Below are 14,593 nucleotides of genomic sequence, written 5' to 3'. Positions count from 1 at the left end.
TCCGCCATGCGCAAGGCGCCCGGTTCCTTCCCGGAAGAGTTTTCGGATGATACCGCGTCCTGCGGCCGGGCTTCAAGATGACCTGTTTCCCTCCCGCGGGCCGATGGCCGGACCGACCCATCCCGGATACAATTCGGGGTGGATGAGGTTCCTCAAGCCGTTTTTTCTTCCGCTGGCGGCCTTCGCGCTCATCGCCGCCATGACCCTCGGCCTCGAGGCGTTGCCGTTCCCCTGGCCGGGCTGGAAGCTCGCCTCCTGTTACCCCGGCTGTTTCTGCGAGGCGTTCCGCGCCGGCGGGGTCGTCCAGCCGCTCTCCAGCTATTCCAACCTTTTTTATCTCCTGGCCGGACTGCTGATTCTCGGCGCGAGCGGGGCGGCATGGTTTCCGGCGCGCGCGAACCGGATGACCCGCCATCGCGGGTACGCCGCCGGTTTCGGGCTGGCGGTGATATTCATCGGGGTGACCTCATTCTTCTTCCACGTATCCTTGACCCATGCCGGCCGGTGGTTGGACTACCTCGGCATGTACGCCTTCGCCGGCTACGCCCTGCTTTACGGTCTGGCCCGTCTGCGCCGCTGGAGCGATGCGGCTTTCCTCGCCGCCTACTTTCTGCTGTTGGCGGCATGCGGCGGACTGTGGTTCGCCGCGCCCGGAATGCGGCGGCCGCTGTTGGGGGGGTTGATCGTGGGCGTGACCGCCGTGGAGGTCGGGGCTCATTGGATCCGGCGGCTGCTGCGGATCCGAACGCGGTATCTGCTGGGCGCGCTGGGTTGCTTCCTTGCCGCCTACGCGCTTAACATGGCCGATGAAAGCGGCGCGATCTGCGCCCCCGCCAGCCTGTGGCAGTGGCACGTCGTGTGGCATTTCCTGACTGCGGTGTCGGCCGGGATGTTGTTTTTGTATTATTATTCCGAAGACGGCGAATAACCCCCATGCATGGGGATCCATGAAAATTTTAATCCCGCTCTTTTCCCCGCCGACCGGAACCTGGGGCAGCCTTACCCGCGTGTTGGCGCTCGGAAGCGCGGCCGTCGTCCGCGGCCATGCGGTCGCCTTCTGCGCCGCCGGGTATCTGGCGGACCGTTTGGAAGCGCTCGGCCATCTGGTCTTCCGCATGCCGCAGACGACGATGTTCGGCCTGCCCAAGCCGCTTTCGGATGCCTTCTCAGCCCGCAGCCAAAACGTCGTGCCCCCCGTTCCGCCGGGGCGTTCGATCGGCAGCATCTGGCTCGTCCTGATGATCACCGGCATCGCCCGTTACGGCTACCTCCGTCGGTTGGTCTCTTCCCAACTGGCGGCGGTGGATGAGTACAAGCCGGATTTCCTCTTCACCGAGGTCGATCCGGGGGCGTTTCTCGTCTCCCGGATCCGCGGAATCCCCATCGCCTGCACCTACGCCGGCATGCTCAAGGTCGGCATCGGCGGGTTCGCCTGGCGGATGGTACACGCCGCCGCCGGGCGCGTCTTGCGGGATTTCGGCAAGGAAAGCGTCGAGCCGCAGGAAATGATCCTGGACCGCCGCACGCTTAAGATCGTCCCGTCCATCCCCGAATTGGAGCCGGAGGCTGCTGCCTCGCCCGACTATGTTTTTACCGGAAGCCTTTTCCGTTCATTCCGCGCGGCGGCCGATTCCTCTTTCCAGGCCGAGCCGGGAAGGCGGTACGCGTTCGCGTATCTGGGCACCGGTTCGGTGGGATTGCCCGTTATGCGAAAAGTTTTGCCGCAAGTGTTTCCGGATTCGGCTGGGGGAGGGACTCCCCGGCTCTTCTGCCTCGTCGGCTCCCAAACTCTGCAAAAGGAGGAGCGGATCGGCGGGGTGGTGTTCCGCCCGTTTTGGGACGCGGAAAACCTGTTGCCGCATTGCGATTGGACCTTCTGCCACGGCGGACACAACACCATCATCCAATCGCTCGCCCACAAGGTTCCGCTCCTGCTCTTCCCCGGTCCGATCTTCGAGCGGCGCTTCAACGCCGAAAGGGTGCAGGCGGCGGGCGCCGGGCGCTTCGGCGAGGCTCCGGATTTCAACGCGCGCTGGATCGGCGAAGTGATGAGCGGGCGAGAGGCGTACGCCGCGGCCGCCGCGCGGCTCGGGGAGAAGATCTGCGCCCTCGGCGGCCCGCCGCGTGCGGTGGAAGCCCTGGAAACCTGGAACGGATGAGGGGCGTTTTTTTTACTTTTCGAGGCTTGTGGTTTTCCCGGCTTTTGCCGTACCGGTCGGAATCCGCAGCGGGAAAATTCTCTAGAGGTTTTCTGGAGGTTTGGGGGCCGATCCCGGCGTATATTGGGTAGGAAAGAAAAGAACGGCCAAGATGTCTCGATTGGAGGAGGTGGAGATGACCGCAGAATTTTCCCCCCATGGCGCGCGGCGCGCGGCCGCATTGCTCGCGGCTGGATTTCTGCTGTTGGCCTGCAGCCTGCCGCTTTCGCTCCCGGCCGGGCTCGGCGGCGGCAGTGCCGAGGAATCCGGCGACGCCGACGGCGCCCCGGCTTCCGGCGGCGGAGAGGGGCAGGCGGACGCCCCGGAGGATTACCCGCCTCTTCCGCTCACCTGCCCGAGCGACTACACCACGGCCTCGCTGACCTTCAACCACGATATAAAATTCGGGGTCGAGGGCATGGGCCGCTTCGGGGTCACGGTGTCCGGCACCTATAAGATCAACATTATCCACAGCATCAGCTACACCCAGGGGGGCGAGCGGCATGGGGTGAGCAATATCGACACCGGGCCGCTCACCGTCCGCCTGACCGCCGAGGATTTTGAAAACTGCGAGAAGGGGACCGGCACGACCTCCATGCACGCGGACGTAAGCGGCAATTGCCTGGACGATACGTTGACCCTGATCATTAAGGAGTATTACGAGGAGGGTCAGGTGACGATGTTGTGCGGCGAAGGCGACGACAAGGAGGAGGTGCCGATCCCGCTCCCGCTCAAACCGCTCGAGGAACCGCGCACCATCACCGTATCCTACAGCCAACTGGCGGCAAAGGGCTCCGCGAATAAATTCTTTCCGTTTTCGGGAATGGGCGGCAGCGGAGGGTGGAATTACATTCTGATCCTGTAAGCCGCCGGCCGCCGAAACTCGAACGCCGGCGATCGTTCGTCGACTGTCGATAAAACCGAGGCCGGGAACGGGGATTCCCGGCCTCGGTTTTTCTTTGCGCTGTCCGGCAACCTCCGCCTTCGCAAATGCCTTCGGCGTCAACCCCGCGCCTGGCTTCTCTCCGGACGGATCTTGTAGACCACGCGCGTTTCCCCCGGACGCTTGGGATAGTTGCGGTCGCCGCGATATTTAAGCTGCAGATCGCAGATCTGCTCATAGGCGCCCTCCTCGGCTTCATAGACCGCCGGGCCTTTGATCTGGAGGTAGCGGTAGGGATTGGCCGGATCGATGATCAGCAGGGCGACGGCCGGGCGGCGCCGCAGAACCCTGTCCTTTACCCGCCCGCGCGCCGTGTTGATCACGATGCATTCTCCGCCCCAATCGAACCAAACCGGGGTCGCTTGCGGTGTGCCGTCGCTGAGCGCCAGCGCGAGGCAGGCGACGGCCCGGCGTTCCGGCGCGAGCAAATCCTCATAGCCTTTGGGGATGGGATTGTCCATAGCGTCTTCGCAAACCTCGGGTGATACGGAAAAGAACTGCTGTTGCGCGGTACGCGGATTTAAGTATATGCCTTTGCGGGTGGAGGAGCATTAAAAAACCCGGACGGCGCGGAGGCGGTCCCCGGCATGCTTCTCCTTTATGAATTGCCGGCCGACTCCGGTCCATCCGCGCTTAACGACGAACGCCGGGAGCGATCCCGGCGTTCGTTTTCCAAGTCGGGGCGCAAATTACGGGCCGAACACCTGGAGGTTCTCCAGCACGTTCATCCCCGCGCCTTTCAGCGCCGCGATCGCTTTGTCGAGGTCGCTGAAGCGGAAGATCAGCACGGCCTTGGCTTTGGTCCCGGTCGAGTAGGCGTACATGTATTCCACGTTTACCCCTGCGGCTTCGACCGGCGCCAGCACCGTCGCCAACCCGCCCGGCCGGTCCTCCACCTCCACTGCCAGCACTTCCGTCTGCCGGACGGTGAATCCGCCCTGCTCGAGGGCGGACTTGGCTTTCTCCCAGTCCTTGATCACCAGGCGCAAGATGCCGTAATCCTTGGTCTCGGCCAGGGCGAGGGTGGAGATGTTGATCTTGGCGTCCGCCAGCACGGCGAGGGATTTCTTGAGCGATCCGGGTTTGTTTTCCAGGAATACGGAAAGTTGTTGGAGTTTCATGAGAGTCTCCTTTTCTTTCAGGTGGTCGAGTGGACCCGCGGCGTTCTTCCGCCGCACACCCGTATCAAGGCCGTTCTCCCGTCGAGACATGGGTCTTGATGCGCACGGCCTGCCGTGCGGCCGCGGGTGCGGTTCGACTTTCTACATCTTGCGCTGATCGATGACGCGCTTGGCTTTGCCCTCGCTGCGCTGGATGGTGTGCGGCTCCACCAGGCGGACCGCCACGTTGAGGTTGATCGTCTGGTTGAGCGCCTGGGCGATCTTCTTCTGCAGGGCCTCCATCGCCCCGACCGTGTCGGCGAAGACCTCGGGGGTCACCTCCACCTGCACTTCCATTTTGTCCAGCCCCTTGTCGCGGGTAAGGACGATCTGGTAGTGCGGCAAGGTGCCCTCCACCCGCAGCAGGGCGTGCTCCACCTGCGAGGGGAAGACGTTGATCCCGCGGATGATGAACATGTCGTCGCTGCGGCGGCCGACGCGCAGGAAGCGGCAGATGGTCCGCCCGCAGCCGCATTGCCCGCGCGCGAGCGTGGTGATGTCCCGCGTGCGGTAGCGCAGCATGGGCATCGCCTTCTTGGAGAGGGTCGTCAGCACCAGCTCGCCCTCGGCCTCGTCCGGGAGCACCGCGCCCGTCTCGGGATCGATGATCTCTGGAAGGAAATGGTCCTCGAAGATGTGCAATCCTTGATGGGCGGAGCATTCGATCCCCACCCCCGGCCCGATGATCTCCGACAGGCCGTAGATGTCGTAGGGCTCGACGTTGGAGTTCTCCTTGATGTATTGGCGCATGGATTCGGACCACGGTTCCGCGCCGAAGACCCCCACCCGCAGCGGCAATTCCTTCATCTTAACCCCCATCTCCCCCGCCCGTTCGATCAGGTGGATGAAATACGACGGGGTGCAGCAGATCGCCGTGACGCCGAAATCCTTCAGGATCATGATCTGCCGGTCGGTGTTGCCGCCGGAGATCGGGATCACCGTCGCGCCGAGCGCTTCGGCCCCGTAATGCGCGCCCAGCCCGCCGGTGAACAAGCCGTACCCGTAGGCGTTCTGGACGATGTCGCCCTGGTGCAGGCCGCAGGCGGCGAACGAGCGCAGCATCACGTTCGTCCAGACTTCGATGTCCTCGCGCGCGTAAGCCACCACGATCGGTTTGCCGGTCGTGCCCGAGGAGGCGTGCAGACGGACGATTTCCTGCATCGGGCTGGCGAACATGCCGAAGGGGTAGGTGTCGCGCAGGTCCGCCTTCACCGTGAAGGGAATCCGCTCGATGTCCTTGAGGGTCCGGATGTCTTCCGGTTTGACCTTCTTTTCGTCCATGCGTTTCCGCATGAGCGGGACGTTGGCGTAGGCGCGCCGGACGGTGGCCTGCAGCCGCTGCAGCTGGAGTTCGCGCAGCTGCGGCAGGGGCAGGAAGTCCGGCGTACACGCCGGGTGAAACGTTCCGGGTATGTCGTTCCATTGTTCGATCGTCATGTGGGATTCCTCCTCCGAATTCCCGAGACCGAGGCGGTCTTGGAGACCGCCTCGGTCTCGTAGGTTTATTCCTTCGCGCTCCGGCCCAGCCGGAAGGCGTTGGCGTTGGCTTCGAACAGTTCCGGCTTGAACGCCTCGCGGATCGTCTCCAGCCAGAGGGCTTCCGGAAGCTCGAGGCGCGTGCTGAGCGCTCCGAGCAGCGCAACGTTCAAGCTCTTCTTGTTTGTCAGGGCGTTCTCGTCGATCATCTCCGGGCGGATCAGCACGCCGCCGGGCTTGAGCGACGGCAGGTTGTTCTCCACCTGGTCGGACGAAACGACCACCAGATAGTCCGATTCGCCCGCCGGGATCATCGGGCTGAGCACCTCCCGGCCGAAGCGCACGTCGCTCGAGACCGATCCGCCGCGCTGGCTCATCCCGTGCAATTCGCTCTTCTTCACCGCTAGGCCGGCGCGGAATGCGGTCTCCGCCAGAATGTCGGAGGCGCGGATCACGCCCTGTCCGCCGAGTCCGGCGATCTTCACGTTGACGGTTTTTTCCATGGCCGTGTCTCCTCTCCCTCGCTCATCCGGCCGCCGGCGGTTCCGCCGCGGCCCGCCCGCGGGCGCGGAGCTTCTTCGCCGCCAACAGGCACGGGTTGCGCACGACGATCAGCGTCAGGTCGTTCGACGCCAGCGAATCGCGCAGCAGCCGCTCGAAATCCTCGGCTGAATCCTTCTGGGTGACAGTGTGCACCTTGTGCATCCCCATCGCCCGGCCCACCGCTTCGAAATCCATGCGCGTCGTGGCGCACTCCCCAAGCGTGTAGCCGGTTCCGGGGTGGTCCTGCAGGCCGGTCATCGCGGTCGTGCCGTTGTCGAGGATCAGCAGCACGTGGCCGGTCTTCGGCGGATTGTAGGCCATCTCCGCCAAGCCGGTCAGGCCGCTGTGGGCGAAGGTGCTGTCTCCGATCACGCTCACCACCCGCCGGGCCTGGTCCTCCGGCAGGACGTGGCGCAGGCCGAGGCCCACGCCGATCGAGGCGCCCATGCACACGCAGCTGTCCATCGCGTTGAAGGGCGGGAGCACCCCGAGGGTGTAGCAGCCGATGTCGCCTGCGACGATCAGGTCCATCTTCCCGAGGATCTCGAACGTGCGGCGGTGCGGACAGCCGACGCAGAACTGCGGCGGCTTGCCGGGCGGCGGGGCGGGCTCGGGCGAGGCGTCGCCTGCCAAGATCCGGCGCACGCGCTCGACGGAGAGTTCGCCGAATCGGTACATCTCGGCTTTGCCCTCGGCCGGCAAGCCGTTGGCGCGTATGGCGGTCGTTAGGAATGGGTCGCCCTCCTCGATGACGACGATCTGTTTTAATCCCGCGGCGAACGCGCGGATCTTCCGGAACGGGAACGGGTAGGTCATCCCGAGCTTGAGTACGCTCGCCTCGGGCGCGGCTTCGCGGACGTGCAGAAAGCTGACGCCCGAGGTGATGATCCCGAGATCCCGCGAGCCGGAAATTTCGAGGTTGGGGCCGCTTTCCTCATTCCACTCGGCGATCTCGGCCAGTTTCGCCCGCAGCCGGCGGTGGGCCGGGCGGGCGTTTCCCGGCACCATCACCCGGCCCCGGCGGTCATGCTCGAAGCCATAGGCCGGCGGCGGAAGCGGAGCGCCGCGTCGGACGACGACGCTCTTGGAATGGCACACCCGCGTCGTCATCCGGAAGAGGACCGGGATCCGCCAGCGCTCGGCGATCTCGAGCGCGGTGAAGAAGAAATCGTAGGTTTCCTGGGCGTCCGCGGGCTCGAGCATCGGCGCGCCGGCCGCCTCGGCGTAGCGCCGGTTGTCCTGTTCGTTCTGGCTCGAAGCCATGCCCGGATCGTCGGCCGAGACGACCACCAGCGCGCCGGCCGTGCCGGTGTAGGCCGCGGTGAAGAACGGGTCCGCGGCGACGTTCAACCCGACGTGCTTCATCGCCGCCACCGCCCGCGCCCCGCCGAAGGCGGCCCCGAGGGCGACCTCGAGCGCGACCTTCTCGTTCGGCGCCCATTCCCCGCGGCCGCCGATTTGGGAGAACGTTTCGAGGATCTCGCTCGAGGGCGTCCCGGGATACCCGGCTCCGAGTGCGACCCGCGCGTCGAGCATCGCGACTGCCAGCGCCTCGTCGCCGTGAATCAGCATCTTCTCCGCCAGTTTCAGTGCCATAGATACTTCCTCCAGATCGTTGTTCTATTCCGCGGACCCCGTCCCCTCGGTTCTCAACCCCCGTTCCGAAAGAATGGGGGGCGTGCTTTTGGTAGGAGGGAACACGTTGGCAAGCCTAATGCTTCTTCAATTTGCGCCCTTTGAATTTTCCTTCGCGGTATTCGCGGATTCCGCCGTTGTCTGCTTCCGGAAAACCGTCCCGGTGAAGGTCGCGAGCAGCCGGTCCCCGCCGCGAACCTCGATCCGGTACACTCCGGTCGAGCGGCCGAGGTGCACCTCGCCGGCGACGGCTTCGACCTCCTCGCCGGGTTTGCCCGGCTGGAGGTAGTCCATGTGCGTCGCCAGGGCGACGGCCGGCACGCCGTGCGAGTTCGCCGCCAGCGCGAAGGCGGTGTCCGCCAGGGTGTAGAGGAATCCGCCGTGCGTGGTGCCGTGCAGGTTCAGATGCTCCGGAAGCACCCGGCCCCGCACCCGCGCCGTTCCCGGCGAGTCGGAGCGGGCCTCCAGCCCGAGCAGTTTCATGAAGGGGTCTTCCATGGTCACCATTTTCCATCCTTCCTGCGGAAGAATCTCCGCCCTCGGAGGGGGCGACCATGGACCATAGACGATGGGCCATGGTCGATCGGTTTGTCGGGCGTTTCGATTTTGGCGGACGAGATGCGGTCGAATGATCATTTTCGACCATCGTCCGTTGTCCATGGTCTATCGTCCGTCGTCTATCGTCTGTTTGCCGGCGGAACCGGCACCCGCCGGAAACGGCCTGCCCCTACGCGTTCAAATCGCGCTTGTCCACGACCCGCCGCGCCTTGCCCTCGCTGCGGCGGATGGCGTTCGGCGCGGCCACGCGGACGGCCGTGGAAAGGCCGAGCGAATCGTGGATCTTTCCGGCGATCTGCTGTTCCGCCCGCTGGACCGCCTCCGGCCCCAGCCCCCACAGCGCCGGCGCCGCTTCCACCCACACCTCGAGCGTGTCGAGCTTGTTCTTCGGCCGGTCGACGAGGATCTGGTAGTGCGGCTCCACGCCGGATTCGGCCAGCACCACTTCTTCGATCTGTGACGGGAAGACGTTCACGCCGCGGACGATCAGCATGTCGTCGGTCCGCCCCTGGACTTTGCCCATTCGCGCCATCGTCCGGCCGCAGCGGCACCGTTCGCGCCTCAGCGCCACCCGGTCCCGCGTGCGGTAGCGCAGGAGCGGCATCGCCCGGCGGGTGATGGTGGTGATCACCAATTCGCCTTCCGCGCCGTCCTCCAGCGGGGCGCCGCTATCGGGGTCCACCACCTCCGGCAGGAAATGGTCCTCCCAGATGTGCAGCCCGTCGTGGTAGGGGCATTCCAGCGCGACTCCCGGGCCGACGATCTCGGTCAGCCCGTAGCTGTCGTAGGCTTCGATGTTCATCCGCACCTGCAGTTCGCGGCGCATCTCCTCGGTCCAGGGCTCGGCCCCCAACAGCCCCACCCGCAGCCTCATCCGCTCGCGGAAATCCACGCCCATCTCGCGCGCCGTCTCGGCCAGCACGAGCGCGTAGGAGGGTGTGGCCGCCAGCACCGTGGCTTCGAAATCCTCCATCAGCATGATCTGGCGCTTCGACATTCCGCCCGAGCAGGGCACGGCCATCGCGCCGATCCGCTCCGCGCCGAGGTGAAAACCCAGGCCGCCGGTGAACAGCCCGTAGCCGAGCGCGTTGTGGATGACGTCGCGCCGGGTGCAGCCGGCCATGGTGTAGACCCGCGCCATCACCTCGGCCCACATGTCCAAGTCCTCGGCGCTGTAGGCGGTGACGGTCGGCTTGCCGGTCGTCCCCGAGGAGCAGTGCACGCGCACCACGTCGTCCCTCGGCACCGCCAGCAACTCCAGCGGATAGTGTTCGCGCAGGTCGGTTTTCGTCGTAAAGGGGATCCGCCGCAGGTCGGCGAGGGAGCGGATCTTGGCCGGGGTCAATCCCCGGCGATCCAGCGCCTCGCGATAGAACGGAACCGTCCGGTAAACCCGCCCCACGGTCTGGCGGAGGCGCCGGAGCTGGAGGGCTTCCAGCTTCGGCCGCGGAAGGGTTTCGGCTTGCTTGTTCCAATAACGGATGGGCTTTTCCGGCATGGTCTTATCCGCCTCGCCCCCATCCCCCAACCCCTTTCCCCTCTCCGGACTTACGGTCGGAGAGAGGGAAGGGGCGCAGGGGAAAGGGGTGAGGAAGGGTCAATCCACCATGTACACGTGCATCACCTGCTCGCCCGCCGCTTTGAGCGCCGGGACCAGCGTTTTCTCCTCGACTCCGTCGAGGCGGAAGGTGAAATAGACGTGCTGCGGATCCTCTCCGTGGAAGGCGGCGATCGAGTGCAAATTGCCGCCGATCCCGGCAATCACGCCGGCCAGGCGCGCCAGCTCGCCGGGCACGTTCGGCGAGCGCAGGGTGACCCGCAGGATCTTTTCCCCGCCGCCGAGGATCTCCACGAAGGTCTTGAAGATGTCGGTCTCGGTGATCACCCCCGCGAGCTTGTCACCGCGCATCACCGGCAGGCAGCCGATTTCCTTGTCGATCATGATCTTGGCCGCGATCTCCAGCGGCACGTCTTCCTGCACGGTGACGGCCGGACTGCTCATCACTTCCTGGATTTTTAAATTCGCCAGCAGGTAGTTCATTTCGTAAATCGAGAGCGACGTGGCGGAGGAGGGGGCCGCGTGCAACAGGTCGGTCTCCGTCACCATCCCGACCACCTTGCCGGATTTTTCGACCACCGGAAGGTAGCGGAACTTCTCCTTGTGCAGCATCCGCAGAGCTTCGGGGTGCGAGGCATCGGGGGCGATCGTTTTCGGATTGGGGGTCATTCGGTCTTTGACAAGCATGGAAGCCTCCTGATTTTCCTGACGTCTCCGGATGGGGGGAGGAGTATGCGGTTGTGCAAGGGGCTCCCCCGCCTTCGGCCTCCCCGCCAATCATAAACCGGCCGGCGGGCAGGGATTCTGGGCGGAGCCCTCAATTCCCCGGATATCAAAAACCGACAAGCGGGGAGGTTTTCGGCGGCCGTTCTCCCTCGTCAAGTGTAATGCTTTCTGCGGGAAGGCGGGCGTGTCACCTCCCCAGGTAGGCCTTCTGCACCCGTTCGTCGCTCCCGAGTTCGGACGCCTTGCCCTCGAACGTCACCCGGCCGGATTCCAGAACGTAGGCGCGGTCCGCCAGATCGAGCGCGGCGTGCGCGTTTTGCTCCACCAGCAGGATCGTCGTGCCGCGCTCGCGCAGCTGCCCGGACACGCGGAAGATCTCGCGCGCCATCAGCGGCGCGAGCCCCAACGAGGGCTCGTCCATGAGTAGAAGTTTCGGCTTCGCCATCCAGCCCCGGCCCAGGGCGAGCATCTGCTGTTCGCCGCCGGAAAGGGTTCCCGCGGTCTGGTGGATCCGCTCGCGCAGGCGGGGGAAAATATCAAACACGGATTGCAGATCCCGCTCGACCGCCTTGCGGCCGTCGCGGCCGAAGCGGTGGTAGGCGCCGAGGATCAGGTTGTCTTCCACGCTCATCGTCGAAAATATCTGCCGGCGTTCGGGAACCTGGCTGATTCCCAGGCGCACGATCCGGTCGGCGCGGAGGTTCGTGATCGGTTGCCCGGCGAATAGGATTCTTCCGCCGCGGGATGGGATCAGCCCGGAGATCGCGTTCATCAGGGTGGATTTGCCCGCCCCGTTGGATCCGATGACGGCGACGATCTCGCCTTCGGCGACCCGCAGGGTGACTTCATCCAAGGCTTGGATCCGCCCGTAAAAGGCGCTGAGTTGCTCGACGGTCAGCATAGGTCCCGGACATCCTCCCCGAGGTACGCCGCAATGACGCGCTTGTCGCTGCGGATTTCGGCCGGCGTGCCTTCGGCGATCTTGACCCCGTGCTCGAGCACGACGATTCGGTCCGACAATCCGGTTACGAACGGGATGTCGTGCTCCACCAGCAGGACCGCGACTCCGCCGTCGCGGATGGAGCGGATCAGCCGCTGGAGTTCGTCCTTCTCCGGCCGGTTGAGTCCGGACCCGGCTTCGTCGAGCAGGAGCAGACGCGGCTCGGTGGCCAGGGCGCGGGCGATCTCCAACAGCCGCTGCTGGCCGAAGGGCAGGCTGAGCGCCTCGGCCTCGGCTTTGTCCGCCAGTCCGACCCTTTCCAGCTGGCGCAGCGCCTGCGTGCGGATTGCCGTCTCCTGCCGCCGGGCCGCGGGCAGGCGGAAGGCGGTGCTGAGGACGCCGTACTCCGCCTTGGCATGGCGGCCGACCATCACGTTTTCCAGCACGGTCATGGTTCCGAACAGGCGCACGTTCTGGTAGGTGCGCGCCAGCCCGAGCCGGTTGATCGCGTGGGGCCGGAGGCCGTTGAGCAACCGCCCGCGGTAGCGGATGGAGCCGCCGGTGGCGGGCAGGACCCCCGAGAGCATGTTGAAGATGGTGGTCTTGCCGGCTCCGTTGGGGCCGATCAGCGCGACGATTTCGCCGCCCCCGACCGAAAAGGAAACGTCGAACACGGCCATCAGGCCGTCGAAATCCTTCCGCAGGTCGGTGATTTCGAGTTCCGCCGCCCGGTCCGTCATGCCGTCCGTTCTCCGTCGGGTTGCGCCGGCCGCCTTCCGAAGGCGCGCGCGGCGCGCAGGCTGGTGATCATGCCCTGCGGCATGAAGATCATGATCAGCACCAACACGAGGCCGTAGAGGATCAGTTCGTATTCGCCGCCCCGGATGTGGAACACGCTTTCCATCTGGGATTGGATCAAGTTGCCGACGAGGAACATCGCCGCCACCCCGAGCGGCGCGCCCCAGATGCTGGAGAGTCCCCCGACCGCGGCCATCGTCACCAATTCGACCGAGGCTTTGAACCCGAACGGGCTGGGCGAGACGGCGCTCTGAAAATGGGCGTACAGGCTGCCGGCCAGGCTGGCGAACATGGCGCTGATCACCAGGGCTTGGATCTTGTAGCGTTCGGTGTCCACTCCGCTGGTTTCGGCCGCGGTTTCGTTGGCGTGGATCGCGCGCAACGCGCGGCCGACGCGCGAATGGACGATGTTCAGCGCCACGACGATCACCGCGATGGCCGCCCCCCAGACAAGGAAGTAGTAGCGCTGTGCCGGCCACAGCGCGAAGTCGCCGATCCGCAGGCGGGGCACGCCGGTCAACCCGTCGTACCCGCCGGTGATTTCGGAGAATTGGCCGCTGAAAATGTTGATGATGAATCCCAGCCCGAGGGTGGCCATCGCTAGGTAGTTTCCCTTCAGGCGCAGGATCGGTTTTCCCACCAGGTAGGCGAAGGCGCCGGTCAGGAGCATCCCGGCCGCGGCCGCCAGCCAGGGCCACCACCACGTGTCGGCGATCCCGGTCAGAAGGCCGTGGCGCGGGGCGAGCGTCGTCAGGATCCCCGAGGCGTACGCGCCGAGCGCGTAAAACCCCGCCTGCCCGAGCGAGACCTGCCCGGCGTACCCCATCAGCAGGTTCAGGCCGACCACGACGATGGTCAGAATCCCGATCCGGATCATGGTGTCCATCGTCACCACCCGGCCGGAGAGGTCGCTGAAGCGCACACCGAAGGGCCGGATCAGATCCACCGCTCCCAGGACGGCGAGGACCGCAGCCAGGACGGCGACCCCGGCCAGGTTGGGATGCGCGCGCAGAAGGTTTCGGAAGGGCGCCTTTTTCATAATTCTTCGGCCGGCTTCTCGCCGCCTCCGACGATCCCCTGCGGCCGGAAGAGCAGGAGGACGATCAGGATGATGAAGGACACCGCGCTCTTAAGGGCGGGATCGGTTACGCCGGCGGCGATGTTCTCCACCACGCCGAGCAGCAGCCCGCCCACGACGGCTCCCGGAACGCTGACCAGGCCGCCGATGATCGCGGCGACGAATCCGCGCAGGCCGAGCATCACGCCCATGTCGTAAATCGGGCGGGTGACCGGGCCCAGGACGATCCCGCCGACCGCGCCGAGCAAGGCCGCCAGCGCGAACGACAACAGCGACATGCGGTCCGGGTTAATTCCCATTAGCTGGGCGGCGCGCCGGTTGACGGCGCAGGCCCGCAGGGCTTTGCCGGCCAGGGTGCGTTCGAGAAAGAAGTACAGCAGAACCAGGATCACTGCCAGGGTGCCCCAGATCCACAGACTCTGGGCCTGGATCAATATCGGCCCGAGGCGGAAGAGTTTATCTTCGAGGGCGAAGGTGGTGAAGGAGGGCAGGACGTGCGGATCGGCCCCCCAGACGAGCAGGGCCGCCGCCCGCAGGGTGATCGTGACGCCGATGGTGATGATGATCAGCGTGACGGGCGGCGAGCGGCGGGCCGGGTGGATCGTCAGCCGCTCCATCGCCGCGCCGATCAGCGTGGTGACCAGCACCCCGGACGCGACGGCGGCCGCCAGCTTGGGCGCCGGCGGCAGGGGGAGGTTCAGGTCGTTGACGGTCAGGCAGATCATCGCGCCCAGCATCACGAATTCGCCTTGGGCGAAATTGATGATTCCGGTGACGCTGTAGACGACGACGAATCCGAGCGCCATCAGGGCGTAGATCGACCCGGCGCGCACGCCGTCGATCGCCAGCTGGACGTAATGCTGGGGTTGGAGGTTTTTCTGGGATCCGAGCAGAAGGCTCACCCCGGCCAAACCGACGATCACCAGCGCGGTCAGGAGGATATGGATGGGGCGGCGCCGCGGCTTTCGATGCATGGTCAC

15 protein-coding genes are annotated in these 14,593 nt (G+C 65.5%); 3 read left to right on the top strand and 12 right to left on the bottom strand.

Going from position 1 to position 14,593, the window contains the following annotated elements:
* Window positions 1–46 precede the first annotated feature (46 nt).
* The 3 genes from JW929_03870 (at window position 47) to JW929_03860 (ending at window position 3,063) form a co-directional block, all read left to right on the top strand.
* Window positions 47–928 carry a hypothetical protein gene (locus tag JW929_03870; protein ID MBN1438525.1) on the top strand — a complete coding sequence of 294 codons (882 nt, stop codon included), beginning with the start codon at window positions 47–49 and terminating at the stop codon, window positions 926–928.
* A 19-nt stretch (window positions 929–947) separates the two neighbouring features.
* Window positions 948–2,159 (top strand): hypothetical protein, encoded by a 1,212-nt coding sequence (locus tag JW929_03865; protein ID MBN1438524.1) that lies wholly within the window; start codon window positions 948–950, stop codon window positions 2,157–2,159.
* 175 nt (window positions 2,160–2,334) lie between these two features.
* Window positions 2,335–3,063, top strand: a complete 729-nt coding sequence (locus JW929_03860) for a hypothetical protein (protein MBN1438523.1) — start codon at window positions 2,335–2,337, stop codon at window positions 3,061–3,063.
* 137 nt (window positions 3,064–3,200) lie between these two features.
* Here the strand turns inward: JW929_03860 and JW929_03855 are convergent, their stop codons facing one another.
* The 12 genes from JW929_03855 to JW929_03800 all read right to left on the bottom strand — a co-directional run bounded on the left by JW929_03855 (window position 3,201) and on the right by JW929_03800 (window position 14,587).
* Window positions 3,201–3,602: a PPOX class F420-dependent oxidoreductase gene (locus JW929_03855; GenBank protein ID MBN1438522.1), complete on the bottom strand. Its 402-nt coding sequence runs from the start codon at window positions 3,600–3,602 to the stop codon at window positions 3,201–3,203.
* A 228-nt stretch (window positions 3,603–3,830) separates the two neighbouring features.
* Complete coding sequence (locus JW929_03850) at window positions 3,831–4,262, bottom strand: ACT domain-containing protein (GenBank protein MBN1438521.1); 432 nt, start codon at window positions 4,260–4,262, stop codon at window positions 3,831–3,833.
* A 141-nt stretch (window positions 4,263–4,403) separates the two neighbouring features.
* Window positions 4,404–5,738: a phenylacetate--CoA ligase gene (locus JW929_03845; protein ID MBN1438520.1), complete on the bottom strand. Its 1,335-nt coding sequence runs from the start codon at window positions 5,736–5,738 to the stop codon at window positions 4,404–4,406.
* Window positions 5,739–5,803: 65 nt separating this feature from the next.
* Window positions 5,804–6,280, bottom strand: a complete 477-nt coding sequence (locus JW929_03840) for a 2-oxoacid:acceptor oxidoreductase family protein (protein MBN1438519.1) — start codon at window positions 6,278–6,280, stop codon at window positions 5,804–5,806.
* Between the two features lie 22 nt (window positions 6,281–6,302).
* On the bottom strand, window positions 6,303–7,916 hold the full coding sequence (locus JW929_03835; protein ID MBN1438518.1) for an indolepyruvate ferredoxin oxidoreductase subunit alpha: 1,614 nt from the start codon (window positions 7,914–7,916) through the stop codon (window positions 6,303–6,305).
* 126 nt (window positions 7,917–8,042) lie between these two features.
* On the bottom strand, window positions 8,043–8,462 hold the full coding sequence (gene paaI, locus JW929_03830; protein ID MBN1438517.1) for a hydroxyphenylacetyl-CoA thioesterase PaaI: 420 nt from the start codon (window positions 8,460–8,462) through the stop codon (window positions 8,043–8,045).
* Between the two features lie 220 nt (window positions 8,463–8,682).
* A complete protein-coding gene (locus tag JW929_03825; protein MBN1438516.1) occupies window positions 8,683–10,011 on the bottom strand; it encodes a phenylacetate--CoA ligase in 1,329 nt (442 codons plus the stop codon).
* 99 nt (window positions 10,012–10,110) lie between these two features.
* A complete protein-coding gene (locus JW929_03820) occupies window positions 10,111–10,758 on the bottom strand; it encodes a CBS domain-containing protein (protein MBN1438515.1) in 648 nt (215 codons plus the stop codon).
* Between the two features lie 226 nt (window positions 10,759–10,984).
* Window positions 10,985–11,698 carry an ABC transporter ATP-binding protein gene (locus JW929_03815; GenBank protein ID MBN1438514.1) on the bottom strand — a complete coding sequence of 238 codons (714 nt, stop codon included), beginning with the start codon at window positions 11,696–11,698 and terminating at the stop codon, window positions 10,985–10,987.
* Window positions 11,692–12,477: an ABC transporter ATP-binding protein gene (locus JW929_03810; GenBank protein ID MBN1438513.1), complete on the bottom strand. Its 786-nt coding sequence runs from the start codon at window positions 12,475–12,477 to the stop codon at window positions 11,692–11,694. Before JW929_03810 ends, JW929_03815 begins: the two co-directional genes overlap by 7 nt.
* Window positions 12,474–13,574 carry a branched-chain amino acid ABC transporter permease gene (locus JW929_03805; protein MBN1438512.1) on the bottom strand — a complete coding sequence of 367 codons (1,101 nt, stop codon included), beginning with the start codon at window positions 13,572–13,574 and terminating at the stop codon, window positions 12,474–12,476. Before JW929_03805 ends, JW929_03810 begins: the two co-directional genes overlap by 4 nt.
* Window positions 13,571–14,587, bottom strand: coding sequence for a branched-chain amino acid ABC transporter permease (locus JW929_03800; GenBank protein MBN1438511.1), 1,017 nt, complete (start codon window positions 14,585–14,587; stop codon window positions 13,571–13,573). Before JW929_03800 ends, JW929_03805 begins: the two co-directional genes overlap by 4 nt.
* Window positions 14,588–14,593: the final 6 nt, after the last annotated feature.

This window comes from Anaerolineales bacterium (genome assembly GCA_016928575.1).
Taxonomy (GTDB): domain Bacteria; phylum Chloroflexota; class Anaerolineae; order Anaerolineales; family RBG-16-64-43; genus JAFGKK01.
The sequence above is the reverse complement of the archived record's forward strand: the minus strand, read 5'-3'. Positions and strand labels throughout refer to the sequence as shown.